We start from the raw sequence: 15,731 nt of genomic DNA, 5'->3' as shown, positions 1-15,731 counted from the left end.
TTTTGTTTCGGGCGTTTCGCCGAACACTGTCACAGCGCTGTCATCCGCCGACCCTAGCTTTCGCTCCCAAGTTGTCGGGCCATTTGCCCGGCCTGACGTGCGATTTTGGGGGAGCACCAACATGTACAAGTGTCGCAGCAAGGCGCAGTGGGTCGGCTTTACGGTCAGTGCATTGGCCCTGGCAATCGCCAGCGAACGTTTGAGCGCCGCCGAGACATCGGCCATCGGTGCCACTGAACACGTCGAGGTAGTCGGTCAGGCCGTCAGCCTGGACAAGGCACTCAAGCAACAACGCAACTCGGACACCATCGAAAGCGTGGTGCATGCCGATGGCGTGGCGCAGTTGCCCGACGCCAACGTGGCCGAGGCGGTGCAGCGCCTGCCCGGTATCAGCATTGAGCGCGATCAGGGCGAAGGCCGCTTTGTCAGCGTGCGCGGCCTGGGCCCGGACCTCAACAGCGTGACCATCAACGGCACCCTGGTACCGTCCCCGGAAAGCGCCCGCCGCGCCGTGGCCCTGGATGTGTTGCCCTCGGAACTGGTGCAGTCGCTGTCGGTGATCAAGACCCTGACCCCGGACATGGACGCCAACTCCCTGGGTGGCACGGTAGACGTACAAAGCCTCTCGGCCTTCGACCATGACGGCCTGTTTTTCACCGGCAGCACCGAGGCCGGATACAACAAGAACAGCCACAAGACCAGCCCCAAGGTGTCGGGCGCCATCAGCGACCGTTTCAGCCTGGGTGACGGTGTCGACAACTTCGGTGTGGCCGCAGCCCTGAGCTGGAACAAGCGCGACTTTCGCTCCGACAACGTCGAAACCGGCGGCGATTGGGATTTCACCGACGGCGCCCGTCTGAACAGCTTTGAACAGCGTGTTTACGAGATCAGCCGCGAGCGTGCCGGTGGCGGCCTCAACTTTGATTACAAGCCCGACGACGACACCAGTCTGTACCTGCGCACCCTGTACAGCCGCTTTGAGGACAACGAAACCCGCAACTCCACCGCCTTTGAATTCTCCGACCCCCAGGCCGAAGACGTGGTGGGTAAAACCAAGACCAAGCGCAAGCTCAAGCAGCGCGAGGAAACCCAGGAAATCCAGTCCTACGTATTCGGCGGTGAACGCACCATGGGCCTGTGGACCCTCAGCGGACAGGCCGGTTACAGCGAGTCCAGCGAAGACAACCCGGGGGGCATCGCCGGGGCCACCTTCAAGGGCAGCTCGAGCATTGGCAACGGCGGTTTCTACGACACCGAAAAACCGCGGCCGATCATCGGCGCTGGCTTTTATGACCCGACCAACTTCAGCCTGGACAAGGTGGACTGGCAAGAGCAGCACACCAAGGACACCGAGAAAAATATCCGCCTGGACCTGGCCCGCGACTACGACGTGCAGGGCTATGCCTCCCAGGTCAAGTTTGGCGGCAAGGTCAGCCGGCGCAACAAGGACAACGATCTCAATGCCTGGACCTACAAGGACTTCTCCGACCTGGGCTTCAGCGACGAGCAACTGAGCCTCAATGCGTTCAACAAGGGCAACCTGCACTACAACCTTGGCCAGTACGGTCCGGGCATCAGCGGCGGGGCGATCAAGGACCTGATCGGCGGCCTCAACCGCGACGACTTCTACAACGAGCAGGACTCGCGGGCCAATGACTTCAAGATGCGCGAAGACATCAATGCGGCCTACCTGATGAACACCCTGGATATCGATGACTGGCGCTTTATCGCCGGCATGCGCTACGAGGGCACCGAGTTCGAGGCCAAGGGTACGGGCGTGCGCGATGGCGTCTTTGCAGACCAAAACACCCAGCGCGATTACCACCACTGGCTGCCGGGCCTGCATGCGCGCTATCAGTTGGCGAAAAACACCCAGGTGCGGGCGGCCTGGACCAACACCGTCGTGCGCCCGACCTTTGGCCAGCTAGCCCCGGGCTTTGTTATCGAAGATGACAAAGCCGAGTTCGGCAACCCCAACCTCAAGCCGCTGGAATCGAGCAACTTCGACCTTGGCATCGAGCACTTTATGGGGCAGGCGGGCACGGTGTCGGCGTTCCTCTTCTACAAAGACATTAAAAACTTCGTCTACAACAACGACCTGGCGGGCAGCGGCGAATGGGTCGACTTCACCGAAGCCCACAGCTATGCCAACGGCGACAGCGCCAAGCTCTATGGTCTGGAACTGGCCTACTCGCAAAAATTCGACTGGCTGCCGTCACCCTGGAACGGTTTGATCCTGGGCGCCAACAGCACGTTCAGCCGCTCCAATGCCAGTATCAAGGGCGTTGACGCAGCGACCGGAGCCAGCCTCAAGCGCGATATCGATTTGCCCAACCAGTCCAAGACCGTCGGCAACCTGATGCTCGGCTGGGAAGACGACAAGCTGAGCCTGCGCCTGTCGGCCAACTACAAGTCGGACTACCTCTACGAACTGGCCGGGGTCAACGACAAGGCCCATGACACCTATGTCAATGCCCAGACCTTTGTCGACTTCAGTGCCCGCTACTCGCTGACCAAGAACCTGCAAGTCAAGTTCGACGCCCAGAACCTCACGGACCAGCCGTACTTCACGTACAGCGGCAACAGCCGCTTCAACAACCAGTACGAAGAATACGGCCCGACCTACTCACTGGGCCTGACCTACACCCATTTTTAAGGCTTCGATGCCCCCCCCCTTGTGGGAGCGAGCCTGCTCGCGAAGGCGGTAAGTGATGTTGAGACCTTCGCGAGCAGGCTCGCTCCCACTGAAGCGCCATTGTTTTTTTGAACAGAATTCAGGATTGATCACTCATGTTCACACGCAAACCCCGCCTCCTGCCCTTGCTGGCCTGCCTGACCGCAGGCAGCGTCCAGGCAGCTACCGATATTGCTGCCCCGACATTGCAGCAATGGTCCACCAGCAAGGCCCAGGCCCTGAGCTTTTTACCCGGTAGCACAGGTGACGAGCGCCTGGCGGCAAGCAAGCGTGAAGGCCTGTTGTTGCTTGATAAACAGGGCAACACCCTGAGCCGGGTCCAGGGCGCCTTTGCCGGGCTGGACAGCCGCGCCCTGGGCGACCAGGTGCTGGTGGCCAGTAACGACAAGGACAAGCAGCAGGTTGCGCTGTTCAATCTCGACCCCAAGAGCCATCAATGGCAGGCGCCATCCTATCTGCCCACCCGCGACTACGCGGTGAATGGCGTGTGTCTGTACCAGGACGACGCGAGCAATATCTACCTGTTTACCGTGGGCGAAGAGGGCAGGGGCGAGCAATGGCTGGTTGCCGCTGACAACCGCCGTCTGCCGACGCCGCTGCTGGTGCGCAGCCTGCCCCTGCCGCCGCAGGCCAAGTTCTGCAAGGTCGATGACGCCGCGCAGAACCTCTTCGTCAACGAAGAGAATGTCGGTTGGTGGGCCTACCCGGCCCATGCCGAGGCCGACGTCGAGCGTGTGCCGGTGGCGATGGTCGAGCCATTTGGCAACGTAAAAAAATCCACCGGGGACATGGCCCTGGTGCCGGGCGGTATGCTCGGCCTCGATCCCGAGGCGGCACAACTGAATCTGTATCAGCAGCAGGGCAAGGGCTGGGCAGCCGTTGCCAGCTTGCCCCTGGCCGGGGTCCGCGAGCCGGAGCATCTGGCCCTGCGTCAGACGCCGCATGGCCTGCAACTGCTGGTGCAGGACGGTGCCAGCAGCAAAATGTACGAAGGCGCATTGGGCTGGAAGGCCACCCCGGCCAGCCACCCCCCTGTGCTGGTCAGCGTAAAACCTGCGGTGCAAACCGACGTGGTGATGAGCCAGGGTGATGCCGCGGATGACCCGGCCATCTGGGTACACCCGAAAACCCCTGCTCTGAGCCGGGTACTGGGCACCAACAAGCAGCAGGGCCTTGAGGTGTACGACCTGCAGGGCAAACGCGTGCAGCATCTGCCTGTGGGCCGCCTGAACAACGTCGATGTGCGCCCGGGTTTCGAGCTGGGCGGACGCACTGTGGATCTGGCCGTGGCAACCAATCGCGATCACAACAGCCTCAGCGTGTTCAGCATCGACCGCGCCACCGGCACCTTGCAGGAAGCGGGCGAGATTGCCACGCCGGTCACCGATATTTACGGCCTGTGCCTGTTCAAGGCCCCTACCGGCGAGATCTACAGTTTCACCAACGACAAGGACGGCACTTTTTTGCAGCACCGCTTGTACGCCAAGGGCGACAAGGTGCAGGGCGAGCTGGTGCGCCAGTTCAAGGTGGCCAGCCAACCCGAAGGCTGTGTAGCGGACGATCGCAACCAGCGGCTGTTCCTCGGTGAGGAGGATGTGGCGGTGTGGGCGGTGGATGCCCGGCCTGACCAACCGGCCACGCTCACCAGCGTGATCAGGGTGGGTGAACAGGTGCATGACGATATCGAAGGCATGGGCCTGTACCAGACCGACAAAGACAACTACCTGGTGATCTCCAGCCAGGGCAACGACAGCTATGTGGTGGTCGATGCCGAGCCGCCGTATGCCCTGCGCGGTGCGTTCCGGGTGGGGGTCAATGCGGCGGCGGGCATCGACGGCGCGTCGGAAACCGATGGCCTGGAAGTGACCTCGGCCAACCTCGGCGGCCCGTGGCACAAAGGCATGTTGGTGGTTCAGGACGGTCGCAAACGCATGCCCGAGCAGGCGCAGAACTTCAAGTACATCCCCTGGGCTGAAGTGGCCAAGGCCCTGCACTTGCCATAACCCGGTCATTTAAGACGCTTATAAATACCCCTTTACTGGAGCAACAACATGCACGCAACCATGGAACATATGACGATCTGGGGCCTGATCAGCGACGCGAGTCTGCTAGTCAAGGGGGTGATGCTGATCCTGCTGCTGGCCTCGCTGTTGAGCTGGTTTCTGATTGTGCGCCGCAGCGCCATCCTGCGCCGTAGCGAGCGCGACATGGACAACTTTGCCGGGCGCCTGCGTGGCCAGGGCGAACTCAATGCCCTGTACCGCGAAAGCCGCGACGCCAGCCAGGAAGATGCCGGTGCCGAGCGAGTATTCGCCGCTGCCTACAGTGAATACGCCCAACTCAAGCAGCAGCCGGGAGTGGATGCCGAAGGCGTGATGCAAGGGGTGGAGCGGGCGCTGTATGTGGCCATCAGCGAGCAGGAGATTCGCCTGGAGAAAGGCCTGCAGTTTCTCGCGACCGTCGGCTCGGTGAGCCCCTATATCGGACTCTTCGGTACCGTGTGGGGGATCATGAACTCCTTTATCGGCCTGTCCCAGGTGCAACAGGCGACCCTGTCCACCGTCGCCCCGGGCATCGCCGAAGCCCTGATCGCCACCGCCATCGGCCTGTTTGCGGCGATCCCGGCCGTGATTGCCTACAACCGTTTCTCGGCCCGTAGCCAGACCCTGCTGACCCGTTACTACAGCCTCGGCAATGAAGTGCAGATGCGCTTGTACCGCAGCCTGCATGCCGGTTCGCGGAACATGTCCGCCGTCGCTTGAAAGGGAGTTTCATCATGCTTGCTCGACCACAGCGCAAACACGGGCCCAAGGCCGAAATGAACGTAGTGCCTTACATCGACGTGATGCTGGTGCTGCTGGTGATCTTTATGGTGACCGCGCCGATGTTGACCCAGGGGGTGAAAATCGAACTGCCGAAAGTGGCCAGTGAAGCCCTGGTCAATGACAGCCAGCAAAAAATCCTCACTCTGTCAGTCAAGGCCGAAGGTGGCTACTACTGGAACCTGGGCAGTGAACTGGACACCAAGAACCAGACCGACAGCGCCGTCAGCCTTGAGGAGTTGCAGGCCAAGGTCGGCCAGGTGGTGGCGCAGGACAGCAACACCCAGGTGTATATCCGCGCCGACAACGAGGCGGGTTATGGCAGCGTGGTCAAGGCGATGGCGGCCCTGCAGCAAGGTGGCGTGAGCAACCTGGGGCTGGTGACCGAGGCGCCACAATGAGTGCCGCGTTGATGCACGGCGAGCTGGCGCCTGCACAGCCGTTGCCCTGGTCGCGGATGTGGCATAACAGCCAGGCGCTGGTGGTCAGCGTGGCTCTGCACAGCGCTGTGGTGGCGTTCCTGGTGCTGGGCTGGAGCATGGAGCAATCGCTGCCGGAGCCTGTGCCATCGACCCTGAAAACCCGGCTGGTGATGCTGCCCGCCGAACCGGTAATGGCGCCTCCTGCGCCGGAGCCGCTGCCGGTGGTGACTCCGGCACCGGTGGTTGAGGCCAGGCCCGAGGTGGTCAAGCCTAAAGTGGACCCGCAGATCCAGGCGCGCAAACTGGAACAGGCGGCACTCGCACGCAAGCGGGTCGAGGAGCAGAAGCAGGCGCAAGTGGAGCAGCAAAAAGCCGCGCAGCAGCGCGCCGAGCAGGTTGAGGTTCAGCGTCAGCAGGCCGTGGCTGAACAGGCCCGGGTTGCAGCGGCGGATAATGCCCGGCGAGCGCAGCAGGCGGCTGCGGCAGCGGATGTGCGCCAGTACCTGCCCATCAGTAAACAAGCCCCGGACTACCCGCAACGGGCACTGGACAAGGGCATTCAGGGCGATTGCACGGTGGAGTACTCGGTGACGCCGCAGGGCAAGGTCGACAACCCCAAAGTGGTGGGCAACTGTCACCCGGCGTTTATCCGGCCGTCTTTAGTGGCGGCGGCGACGTTCCGCTACCAGCCACGCATGGTCGATGGCCAGGCGGTGACGGTGCCGGGGGTGCGTAATACCTTTCACTACAAGATCCAGTAGCCCAAAGCCCCCTCACCCTAACCCTCTCCCAGAGGGAGAGGGGACTGATTGGCGTTGAGTTTGAATCCGCGTGCGGTCAGCTCCCTCTCCCTCTGGGAGAGGGTTGGGGTGAGGGTGCCTCTGAGCTGATCAATATCAAAACCCATCCGCCGCTCTTGACCTATGCTCCACGGGTTTTCAAGCTCAAGGAGATGGCCATGAATGCGCCTGCAACCAGCCCCACGCCTGCGACGGCAAAAGCAAAACTCCCCATTGGTCTGGTGATAGCAGTCCTGGTCATGATCGGCATTCTACTGTTGCCACTGCCCGCCGACTTGCCGGTAGCCGGTCATCGCATGCTGGCGATCCTGGCATTTGCCGTGGTGGTATGGATCACTGAAGCGGTGTCGTACGAAGCCAGCGCCATCATGATCACCTCGCTGATGGCGTTTTTAATCGGCATGGCGCCCACCCTGGCGGACCCGTCCAAGCTCTACGGCACCTCTGCTGGCATCACCATGGCCCTGACCGGGTTTTCCAATGCTGCCCTGGCCCTGGTGGCGGGTGCCCTGTTTATCGCGGCTGCTATGACCCACACCGGCCTTGACCGGCGCATTGCCCTGGTCACCTTGTCGCGTATTGGCACCAGCACCCGACGCATTTTGCTGGGGGCGATTGCGGTCACCATTTTGCTCAGCCTGGTGGTGCCCAGTGCCACGGCGCGCAGTGCCTGCGTGGTACCGATCATGATGGGGGTGATCCTGGCCTTCGGCGTGGACAAACGCTCCAACATTGCTGCCGGGATCATGATTGTCGTGGCCCAGGGCACCAGTATCTGGAACGTCGGCATTCAAACCGCGGCGGCACAGAACCTGCTGACCGTGGGCTTTATGGACAAGATGCTCGGTGCGCGGGTGAACTGGCTCGACTGGCTGATCGCCGGTGCACCCTGGGCCATTATCATGTCGGCGGTGCTGCTGTTTGTGGTGCTGAAAATGCTCCCGCCAGAGAGCGACAGCATCCCCGGCGGCAAGGAGGCCGTAGAAAAATCACTGGCCGAACTGGGCCCCATGACCGGCCCGCAGAAGCGCCTGATGGGCGTATCGATCGCCTTGCTGCTGGCCTGGGCCACCGAGGGCAAACTGCACAGTTTTGACACCACTTCGACCACCTATGCCGGCCTTGTATTCTTGCTGCTGCCGCGCTTTGGCGTGATGACCTGGAAAGACGTGCAGTCGCGTATCCCCTGGGGCACGGTGATTGTGTTCGGGGTGGGTATCAGTTTGGGTACGGCCTTGCTCACCACCCAGGCCGGGCAATGGTTGGGCGGGCAGGTGGTGGCCAATACCGGGCTGGATCAGGTAGGGCCGCTGGGGATCTTTGCGATTCTGGGCGCGTTTTTGATATTGATTCACCTGGGCTTTGCCAGTGCCACGGCATTGACCTCGGCCTTGCTGCCGATTCTGATCGCGGTGCTGCAAACCTTGCCGGGCGAATTCAACCGCCTGGGCATGACCATGTTGCTGGGCTTTGTGGTCAGCTACGGTTTTATCCTGCCGATCAACGCCCCGCAAAATATGGTGTGCCTGGGCACCCAGACCTTTACCGCGAAACAGTTCGCCAAGGTCGGGTTGATCGTTACGGCGGTGGGTTATCTGCTGATGCTGCTGTTCGGTGCCACGTACTGGAGCTGGCTGGGCTGGATGTAGCCCAGTGGGTGGGAGCGGGCTTGCCCGCGATGGGCGCACTGCGGTCTGACAGACACACCGCGTCGTTCCTATCGCGAGCAAGCCCGCTCCCACAGGTTCAGTTAGCGTTTTCGCTACGCCCGCCGCTGCTGACTTCCGCCGGTACATCCTCGCCTGCCATGCGCTTGCGAAACAACGAAGTCCGCGCCAGCAGCAAGGTGGTCACCGGTACGGTAATCGACAACAGGATCGGCATCAGCCAGGCATGCAGTACCGGGGTCGATTTAAGGGCGGAAAAGTACAGAATCGAGGCCAGGGCCACGCCCCAAGCGCCAAGGGTTGAAGCCAGTGCCGGCGGGTGCATGCGCTGAAAAAAATCCTTGAGGCGCAACAGCCCGATAGCGCCGCACAAGGCAAACAGGCTGCTGAGCACCAGCAGCACAGCCACCGATATTTCGATCCAGAGACTCATTCGATCACCTCGCCACGCAGCAGGAATTTGGCCAGCGCAAACGAGCCGACAAAGCCAAACAGGGCAATCAGCAGTGCGCCTTCAAAGTAGGTGTCACTGGCGTATCTGATACCCAGCACCAGCATCATCAACATGGCCAGGATATACAGGTAGTCCAGCGCCAGAACCCGGTCCTGGGCCGAGGGGCCCTTGAACAGGCGGATCACGGTCAAGACCATTGCCAGGCTGAAAATAAACAGGCTGAGCAGGATGGCATTGGTGAGCAGGGCACTCATTCAAAAATCTCCATCAATGGGCGCTCGTAGGCGGTTTTGAAGTGCTCGATAAACGACGCCTCGTCATCCAGGTCGAACACGTGCAGCAACAGCACGCTGCGGTCCAGCGCCAGTTCCGACCAGATGGTGCCGGGCACCACGGTGGTGATCATCGACAGGGCGGCAAGACCGTTGGCATCGCGCAGGTCCAGGGGGATTTTGATAAACCGCGAACGGGGCGGATTTTTGCCGGCGCGCAGTACACCCCAGGCCACGGCAATATTGGAGGCCACCACATCGCGGCCTACCAAAAAGAACAGCTTGATAATCACCCCGGGACGGCGAATGCGCACCGGCAGCGGACGCAGCGGCGCAAACATCACCGGCGCCAGAATGGCCAGCGCCGCGCCCAGCAGCAGATTGCCGGCACTCAGGGACAGGTTGAGCAACAGCCACAGTGCCCACAGTGCCAGGGACAGCCAGGGAGCAGGGAACAGGCGCCTCATGGTTGCACCTCCTGTAGTGCCGCCTTGGCCTGCGGGCTTGGTACAGGGCGGGTGGCGATCACGGCCATGACATAACGCTCGGGGTTGTTCAGGGTGTCGGCAGCGGCCTTGGTATAACGCAGGACCGGCTCGGCCTTGAACGTCAGCACCACACACAGCCCCAGCAGCAGCACGATGGGCAGGCATTCAATGCGGCGCAGGATTGGTGACGGGCGCTCAAGGGGGGTCCAGAAACGCTGGATGCCCATACGTGAAAAGCCGATCAACGAGGCCAGCCCGGAAAGAATTAACAAGGCCAGCAGGCTCCAGGCCGCGGTTGAGATTGGCGCATCGGTGGCATTGCCCAGCCCCAGCGGATTGAGCAGGGCATTGAGCAGGCCGAGTTTGCCGATAAAGCCCGACAGCGGCGGCATGCCGATGATCAACAGCGCGCAGGCGATAAAGCTCAGGCCCAGAAAGGCCATCGTCCACGGGATGACCAGCCCGACCACCACTTTCTGTTCGTCGTCCAGGTTGCTGCCCCGGGGCGGGGCCGTGGGCTCGCTGAGGCTGGGCGTGACCTCGACATCATCCTCAAGCACCAGGTCGGCAGAAGAACGCGAGCGTTCAATCAGCTCGGCCAGCAGGAACAGCGCACTCAGGGCCAGGGTGGAACTGACCAGATAGAACAGCGCGGCGCTGGTCAGGTTGGGCTGGGCGAAACCCACGGCTGACAACAGGATCCCGGCAGACACCAGAATACTCAGGCTGGCCATGCGCTCCAGGCGCTGGGCGGCGAGGATGGCGATGGCGGCGCAAACAATGGTGGCCATGCCGCCGTAGATCAGCCAGTCACCGGCAAAGTACGCCGATGCCCCGGCTTGCCCGGAGAACAGCAGGGTCCACAGGCGCAGCACGGTATAGATACCGACCTTGGTCATGATCGCAAACAGCGCCGCCACCGGCGCACTGGCCGACGAGTACGCCGGTACCAGCCAGAAGTTAAGCGGCCACATGCCGGCCTTGGCCAGAAAGGCCACCGCCAGAATGGCCGTGCCTGCATGCAGCAAGCCGCGATCGGCCTCGGGCACCAAAGGGATTTTCAGCGCCAGATCGGCCATGTTCAAGGTGCCGGTCACCCCGTAGATCAACGCCGCCCCAATCAGGAACAGCGATGAAGCCAGCAGGTTGATCGAGATGTAATGCAGCCCGGCAGAGACACGCGCCTTGCCCGAACCATGCAGCATCAAGCCGTAGGAGGCGGCCAGCAGCACTTCGAAAAACACGAACAGGTTGAACAGGTCGGCGGTCAGGAAGGCGCCGTACAGGCCCATCAACTGAATCTGGAACAACGCGTGGAAACTGGCCCCGGCGCGATCCCAGCGGGCCATGGCGAACAGCAGGGCGCAACTGGCGATAATGCCGGTCAGCACCAGCATCAAGGCGCTCAGGTGATCGACCACCAGGGCAATCCCGAACGGCACTTGCCAGTTGCTCGGCAGGTACACGCCAATCGAAGCCGGAATCGCCTGCTCGCGAGTCCACAGCAACAGCATCACCGAAATACCCAGGCCGAGCAGGGTCGAGACCAGGTTGATCCGCGCCTTGAGCGGGCGGTGTTTTTCCCCCAGCAACAGCATGCAGGCAGCGGTCAGCAGTGGCAGCAGAATGGGCGCGACAATCAGGTGCGGCATTACATTCATTCTTTTGGCTCCCGGCCATCAACGTGGTCGGTACCGGTCAGGCCCCGAGAGGCCAGCAAGACCACCAGAAACAGCGCGGTCATGGCAAAACTGATGACGATGGCAGTGAGTACCAGTGCCTGGGGCAGCGGGTCGGTGTAATTGAGCAAGTCCTGGGGCACGCCGTCCTTGATCACCGGCTCCTTGCCGATAAACAGGCTGCCCATGCTGAAGATAAACAGGTTAACCCCGTAAGACAGCAGGCACAGGCCCATGACCACCTGAAAGGTTCGCGGGCGCAGAACCAGCCAGGTGCCCGATGCGGCCAATACTCCGATAGCGATGGCGATGACTTCTTCCATCAGGCGGCTCCTTCTTTGGATGCAAGAGGCGGTTGCAGGGCAGGCAGCGGGGCAAGCTGATTGCTCGGGCGATGGGCGCGCACCGACTGGTGAGCCAGTGCCGTCAGGATCAGCAGCGTTGCACCGACCACCACCGCATACACGCCAATATCGAAGAACAGGGCGCTGGCCACATGAATATCGCCCAACAGCGGCAGGCTGAAGTGAGCGGTGTGGGTGGTCAGGAACGGATAGCCCAGGGGGATCGAGCCCAGCCCGGTCAGGGTTGCGCACAGCAGCCCGGTACCCATCCAGCGCAGCGGTCGCAGGCTCATTTGCGCCTCCACCCACTGCGTGCCGGCAACCATGTACTGCAGGATAAACGCCACACTCATCACCAGGCCGGCGACAAAGCCACCGCCGGGCTGGTTGTGACCGCGCATGAACAGGTACATCGACACCACAAAGGCGATCGGCAGCAACAGGCGCACCAGCACCGCCGGCACCATCATAAAGCCCAGGGCGGTGTCACTGGCGCTGCGCGGGTTGACCAGGTCGGTCATCACGTCCTTGGCCAGCAAGCGCTGCTGGGCAGGCAATTGCATGCTCTCTTTCGAAGGGCGGAAGCGGCGCAGCAGGGCAAACACGGTCAGCGCCACGGCGGCCAGTACGGTGATCTCGCCCAGGGTATCGAAGCCGCGGAAGTCCACCAGCATCACATTCACCACATTGCTGCCGCCGCCTTCAGGCAGGGCGCGGCTGAGGTAGAACGAGGAGATATCGTTGGGTGTCTGACGGGTCAGCATCGCGTAGGACAGCAACGCCATGCCGCCACCGACCGCGGTGGACAGGAGCAAGTCGCGCAAGCGACGGACCTGGGCCTTGCGCAACGTGCCCGGCAGCGGTGAAACCTCTTCGATCCGTCGCGGCAGCCAGCGCAGGCCCAGCAGGATCAACACCGTGGTCACCACTTCAACCACCAGTTGGGTCAACGCCAGATCAGGCGCCGAAAACCATACGAAGGTCACGCAGGTCATCAGGCCGCATACGCTGACCATGGTCAGGGCTGCTAGACGGTGGTACTTGGCTTGCCAGGCGGCGCCCAGGGCGCAGGCAATCGCAATCAGCCACAGGGTGATAAACACGATCGAGCCCGGTATTTTCGGGCGGTCGCCCCAGCCCAGCCCGCTGTACAACATCGGGATCAGCCCGGCGATCACGGCGACCAGAATCAACAAAAACAGCTGGGTTTGCAGGCGCTGGGTGCTGATGCGGCGTTCCAGGCGCCGCGCGCCGCGCATGATCACCACCAGGCTGCGCTCGAAGAAGCGTTTGCCATTGAAATACTGGATCAGCGGCGGCAGCGGGAAGCGGTCGAGCTTGAGCTGCTTGCGCAACAGCACATACAGCACGATACCGCCGGACATGGCGATCAGGCTCATGATCATGGGGGCATTCAGGCCGTGCCAGATGGCCAGGCTGTACTCGGGCAACTCACCCCCCACCACGGGTTGAGCCGCTGCAGCAAGCAGCGGGCCGACGGTTTGCGCCGGGAAAATCCCCACGGTCAGGCAGGTCAGCACCAGCAGTTCAACCGGGGCACGCATCCAGCGCGGTGGCTCGTGGGGTGTATGGGGCAAGTTGGTCGCGGGTGGGCCGAAGAACACATCCACCGTAAAGCGCAGGGCATAAGCCACGCTGAAGGTACCGGCGATGGTCGCAATCACCGGCAGGGCGATTTCTACCCAGGCCGTGGAATTGATAAACACGGTTTCGGCAAAGAACATCTCTTTGGACAGGAACCCGTTCAGCAGCGGCACCCCGGCCATCGAGGCACTGGCCACCATGGCCAGGGTCGCGGTGTAAGGCATGAGCTTGAACAGGCCGCTGAGCTTGCGGATATCCCGTGTGCCGGTCTCATGGTCGATAATCCCCGCCGCCATAAACAGCGACGCCTTGAACGTGGCGTGGTTGAGGATATGGAACACCGCAGCCACAGCGGCCAGCGGGCTGTTCAGGCCCAACAGCAGGGTAATCAGGCCCAGATGGCTGATGGTCGAGTAGGCCAGCAGGCCTTTAAGGTCATTTTGAAACATCGCGCAATAGGCGCCCAGCACCAGGGTGCAGGCACCGGCGCCACTGACAATCCAGAACCACTCTTCGCTGCCCGACAGCGAAGGCCACAGGCGCGCAAGCAGAAAGACCCCGGCCTTGACCATGGTTGCCGAGTGCAGATAGGCCGATACGGGGGTTGGCGCCGCCATGGCGTGGGGCAACCAGAAATGGAACGGGAACTGCGCGCTCTTGCTTAGGGCGCCGATCAGGATAAGCGGCAGCAGGATCGGATACAGGCTGTGGGCGCGGATCTTGTCGCCCGCAGCCAGCACGGCATCCAGATCATAGCTGCCGACGACATGGCCGAGCAGCATGACCCCCGCCAGCAGACACAACCCCCCAGCACCTGTCACCATCAGCGCCATATAGGCGCCGCGGCGGGCATCCGAGCGGTGGTGCCAATAACCAATCAGCAAAAATGAAAAGAGGCTGGTGAGCTCCCAGAAAAACACGATCTGGATCAGGTTACCCGACAACACCAGGCCCAGCATGGCCCCCATAAACGCCAGGAAAAACGCAAAAAAGCGCGGGACCGGGTCCTCGGGTGACATGTAATAACGGGCGTACAGCGACACCAGCGTGCCGATGCCAAGCACCAGAATCGAGAACAGCCAGGCGAACCCGTCCAGGCGCAGAACGAAATTCAGGCCGAGGCTGGGCAGCCACATGAACTCTTCACGGATAACCCCACCGTGGGCAATCTGTGGATAGAGCAGGGCTACTTGTACAGTACCGATCAAAGCAATCAGACCGGCCAACAGTGATTCACTGTTGCGTGCGTTATGCGGCAAAACAGCCGCCAGACAGCTGCCGATAAAGGGCAGAAGCAGTAGAACTATCAGGGACATAGGCTTCTAATCTGCAGGAGTTTGTAAGCGATCATACGGGGCGGGCTGCAGATCACCAACAGCAAACCTGTGGCTGAATCCTACAAAGACTGTCGATAACCTGTCTGGTTTCCTACAGCTCTACCCCTATATAAGCGCTTGTAAGTAAAAAAAATCGTACCGTCTTTCAGGCTTGCAGCTTTAATCGCAGGCTTGATCGCCTTGCTTGTCCTCAAGCGCTTCGGGCTTTTTACCCTTGGTTTTTAACTCACTGACGATCACCGCTGCAACAATCAATACGGCACCCAGCAAGGCTATGCCTGGCAAACGCTCGCCCGCCAGGCGCCCGGCAATGCCTGCCCAGACCGGCTCGCCGGCATAAATCAGGGTGGCGCGGGTGGGTGAAACGCTTTTCTGTGCCCAGTTCATGGCCACCTGAATCACCGCACTGGCGCCACCCAGGCCGACAGCACTGGCTAACAATAGCCATGAAAAGTCAGGAATGGCCTCTTGTGTTGGAATAATCATCAAAAAGGCCAGAATGGACGCAGTACTGAGCTGCACCACCGTGACGCGGCGCACATCCACCTTGCCTGCATAAGCACTGATCAGAATAATCTCCGCCGCTATGGCAATGGCACTGATCAACGTGGCGATCTCCCCCGGGCTGAAATCCAGCGATGCGCCGCCGGGGCCGGACAGCAGCATCAGCCCGGTAAAGGCCAGCATGATCCCCAGGCTCGGCATCAACCCGGGCCTGCGCCCCAGCACCAGCCATTGCAGCAGGGGCACGAACGGCACATACAGCGCGGTAATAAACGCCGACTGGCTGCTTGGAATGGTTTGCAGGCCGATGGTCTGCAAACCGTAGCCGAGCATGATCGACACCCCGATAAACATCCCGGCCTTGAGCTCGAACAGCGTGATGCCACGCAAACTGCGCAGAGAAAACAGCGCGACCATGGCCGCCGCGGCCGCAAAACGCAGGCCGACAAAAAACATCGGCCCACTTGCCGTCAAGGCATGTTGTACCAATAGAAAGGTGATGCCCCAGACCATGGTGATCAGGATCAGCACACACTCCGCTTTACTGAAGCGGGACGTCAATGACAGCAACCCGGGTAGTTTCAATGACATTGCAACCTTGCGTGTGACGGGAATGGAGACGCACAATGCGCCAAAGCTGGG

The 15,731-nt window shown here is 61.4% G+C and carries 13 protein-coding genes; 6 read left to right on the top strand and 7 right to left on the bottom strand.

The genetic code is table 11. The features are described from left to right. Positions 1 to 121: 121 nt before the first annotated feature. The 6 genes from EQV96_RS03480 (at position 122) to EQV96_RS03455 (ending at position 8,388) form a co-directional block, all read left to right on the top strand. Positions 122 to 2,656, top strand: coding sequence for a TonB-dependent receptor (locus tag EQV96_RS03480; protein WP_240881360.1), 2,535 nt, complete (start codon positions 122 to 124; stop codon positions 2,654 to 2,656). A gap of 134 nt (positions 2,657 to 2,790) precedes the next feature. Next, positions 2,791 to 4,698 (top strand): phytase, encoded by a 1,908-nt coding sequence (locus EQV96_RS03475; protein WP_240881358.1) that lies wholly within the window; start codon positions 2,791 to 2,793, stop codon positions 4,696 to 4,698. Positions 4,699 to 4,746: 48 nt separating this feature from the next. Then, a complete protein-coding gene (gene tolQ, locus EQV96_RS03470) occupies positions 4,747 to 5,457 on the top strand; it encodes a protein TolQ (RefSeq protein WP_095032463.1) in 711 nt (236 codons plus the stop codon). 14 nt (positions 5,458 to 5,471) lie between these two features. Then, entirely contained in the window at positions 5,472 to 5,918 is a 447-nt protein-coding gene (gene tolR / locus EQV96_RS03465; protein WP_016780534.1) for a protein TolR, read from the top strand. Beyond that, positions 5,915 to 6,700: an energy transducer TonB gene (locus tag EQV96_RS03460; protein ID WP_240881352.1), complete on the top strand. Its 786-nt coding sequence runs from the start codon at positions 5,915 to 5,917 to the stop codon at positions 6,698 to 6,700. The genes tolR and EQV96_RS03460 overlap by 4 nt, the downstream gene beginning before the upstream one ends. Positions 6,701 to 6,897: 197 nt before the next feature. Beyond that, the gene (locus EQV96_RS03455; protein ID WP_130871634.1) at positions 6,898 to 8,388 is read left to right on the top strand and encodes a DASS family sodium-coupled anion symporter; all 1,491 of its coding nucleotides are present in this window, start codon (positions 6,898 to 6,900) and stop codon (positions 8,386 to 8,388) included. A gap of 97 nt (positions 8,389 to 8,485) precedes the next feature. On the opposite strand, the gene EQV96_RS03450 is transcribed toward EQV96_RS03455, so the two are convergent. The 7 genes from EQV96_RS03450 to EQV96_RS03420 form a co-directional block, all read right to left on the bottom strand. Next, the gene (locus EQV96_RS03450; protein ID WP_095000591.1) at positions 8,486 to 8,839 is read right to left on the bottom strand and encodes a Na+/H+ antiporter subunit G; all 354 of its coding nucleotides are present in this window, start codon (positions 8,837 to 8,839) and stop codon (positions 8,486 to 8,488) included. Continuing rightward, positions 8,836 to 9,114: a K+/H+ antiporter subunit F gene (locus EQV96_RS03445; RefSeq protein ID WP_048358261.1), complete on the bottom strand. Its 279-nt coding sequence runs from the start codon at positions 9,112 to 9,114 to the stop codon at positions 8,836 to 8,838. Before EQV96_RS03445 ends, EQV96_RS03450 begins: the two co-directional genes overlap by 4 nt. After that, entirely contained in the window at positions 9,111 to 9,599 is a 489-nt protein-coding gene (locus EQV96_RS03440) for a Na+/H+ antiporter subunit E (protein WP_095000590.1), read from the bottom strand. The genes EQV96_RS03445 and EQV96_RS03440 overlap by 4 nt, the downstream gene beginning before the upstream one ends. Next, the gene (locus tag EQV96_RS03435; RefSeq protein ID WP_240881349.1) at positions 9,596 to 11,281 is read right to left on the bottom strand and encodes a monovalent cation/H+ antiporter subunit D; all 1,686 of its coding nucleotides are present in this window, start codon (positions 11,279 to 11,281) and stop codon (positions 9,596 to 9,598) included. The genes EQV96_RS03440 and EQV96_RS03435 overlap by 4 nt, the downstream gene beginning before the upstream one ends. Further along, positions 11,278 to 11,622: a Na+/H+ antiporter subunit C gene (locus tag EQV96_RS03430; RefSeq protein WP_003446102.1), complete on the bottom strand. Its 345-nt coding sequence runs from the start codon at positions 11,620 to 11,622 to the stop codon at positions 11,278 to 11,280. Before EQV96_RS03430 ends, EQV96_RS03435 begins: the two co-directional genes overlap by 4 nt. Beyond that, positions 11,622 to 14,564 (bottom strand): monovalent cation/H+ antiporter subunit A, encoded by a 2,943-nt coding sequence (locus EQV96_RS03425; protein WP_095019769.1) that lies wholly within the window; start codon positions 14,562 to 14,564, stop codon positions 11,622 to 11,624. Before EQV96_RS03425 ends, EQV96_RS03430 begins: the two co-directional genes overlap by 1 nt. A gap of 180 nt (positions 14,565 to 14,744) precedes the next feature. Next, a complete protein-coding gene (locus EQV96_RS03420; protein ID WP_240881347.1) occupies positions 14,745 to 15,680 on the bottom strand; it encodes a DMT family transporter in 936 nt (311 codons plus the stop codon). Between the last annotated feature and the right edge of the window lie 51 nt (positions 15,681 to 15,731).

This window comes from Pseudomonas sp. TMW22080 (assembly GCF_022496745.1).
GTDB lineage: Bacteria > Pseudomonadota > Gammaproteobacteria > Pseudomonadales > Pseudomonadaceae > Aquipseudomonas > Aquipseudomonas bubulae.
This window is presented reverse-complemented; position numbering and strand designations above follow the sequence as displayed.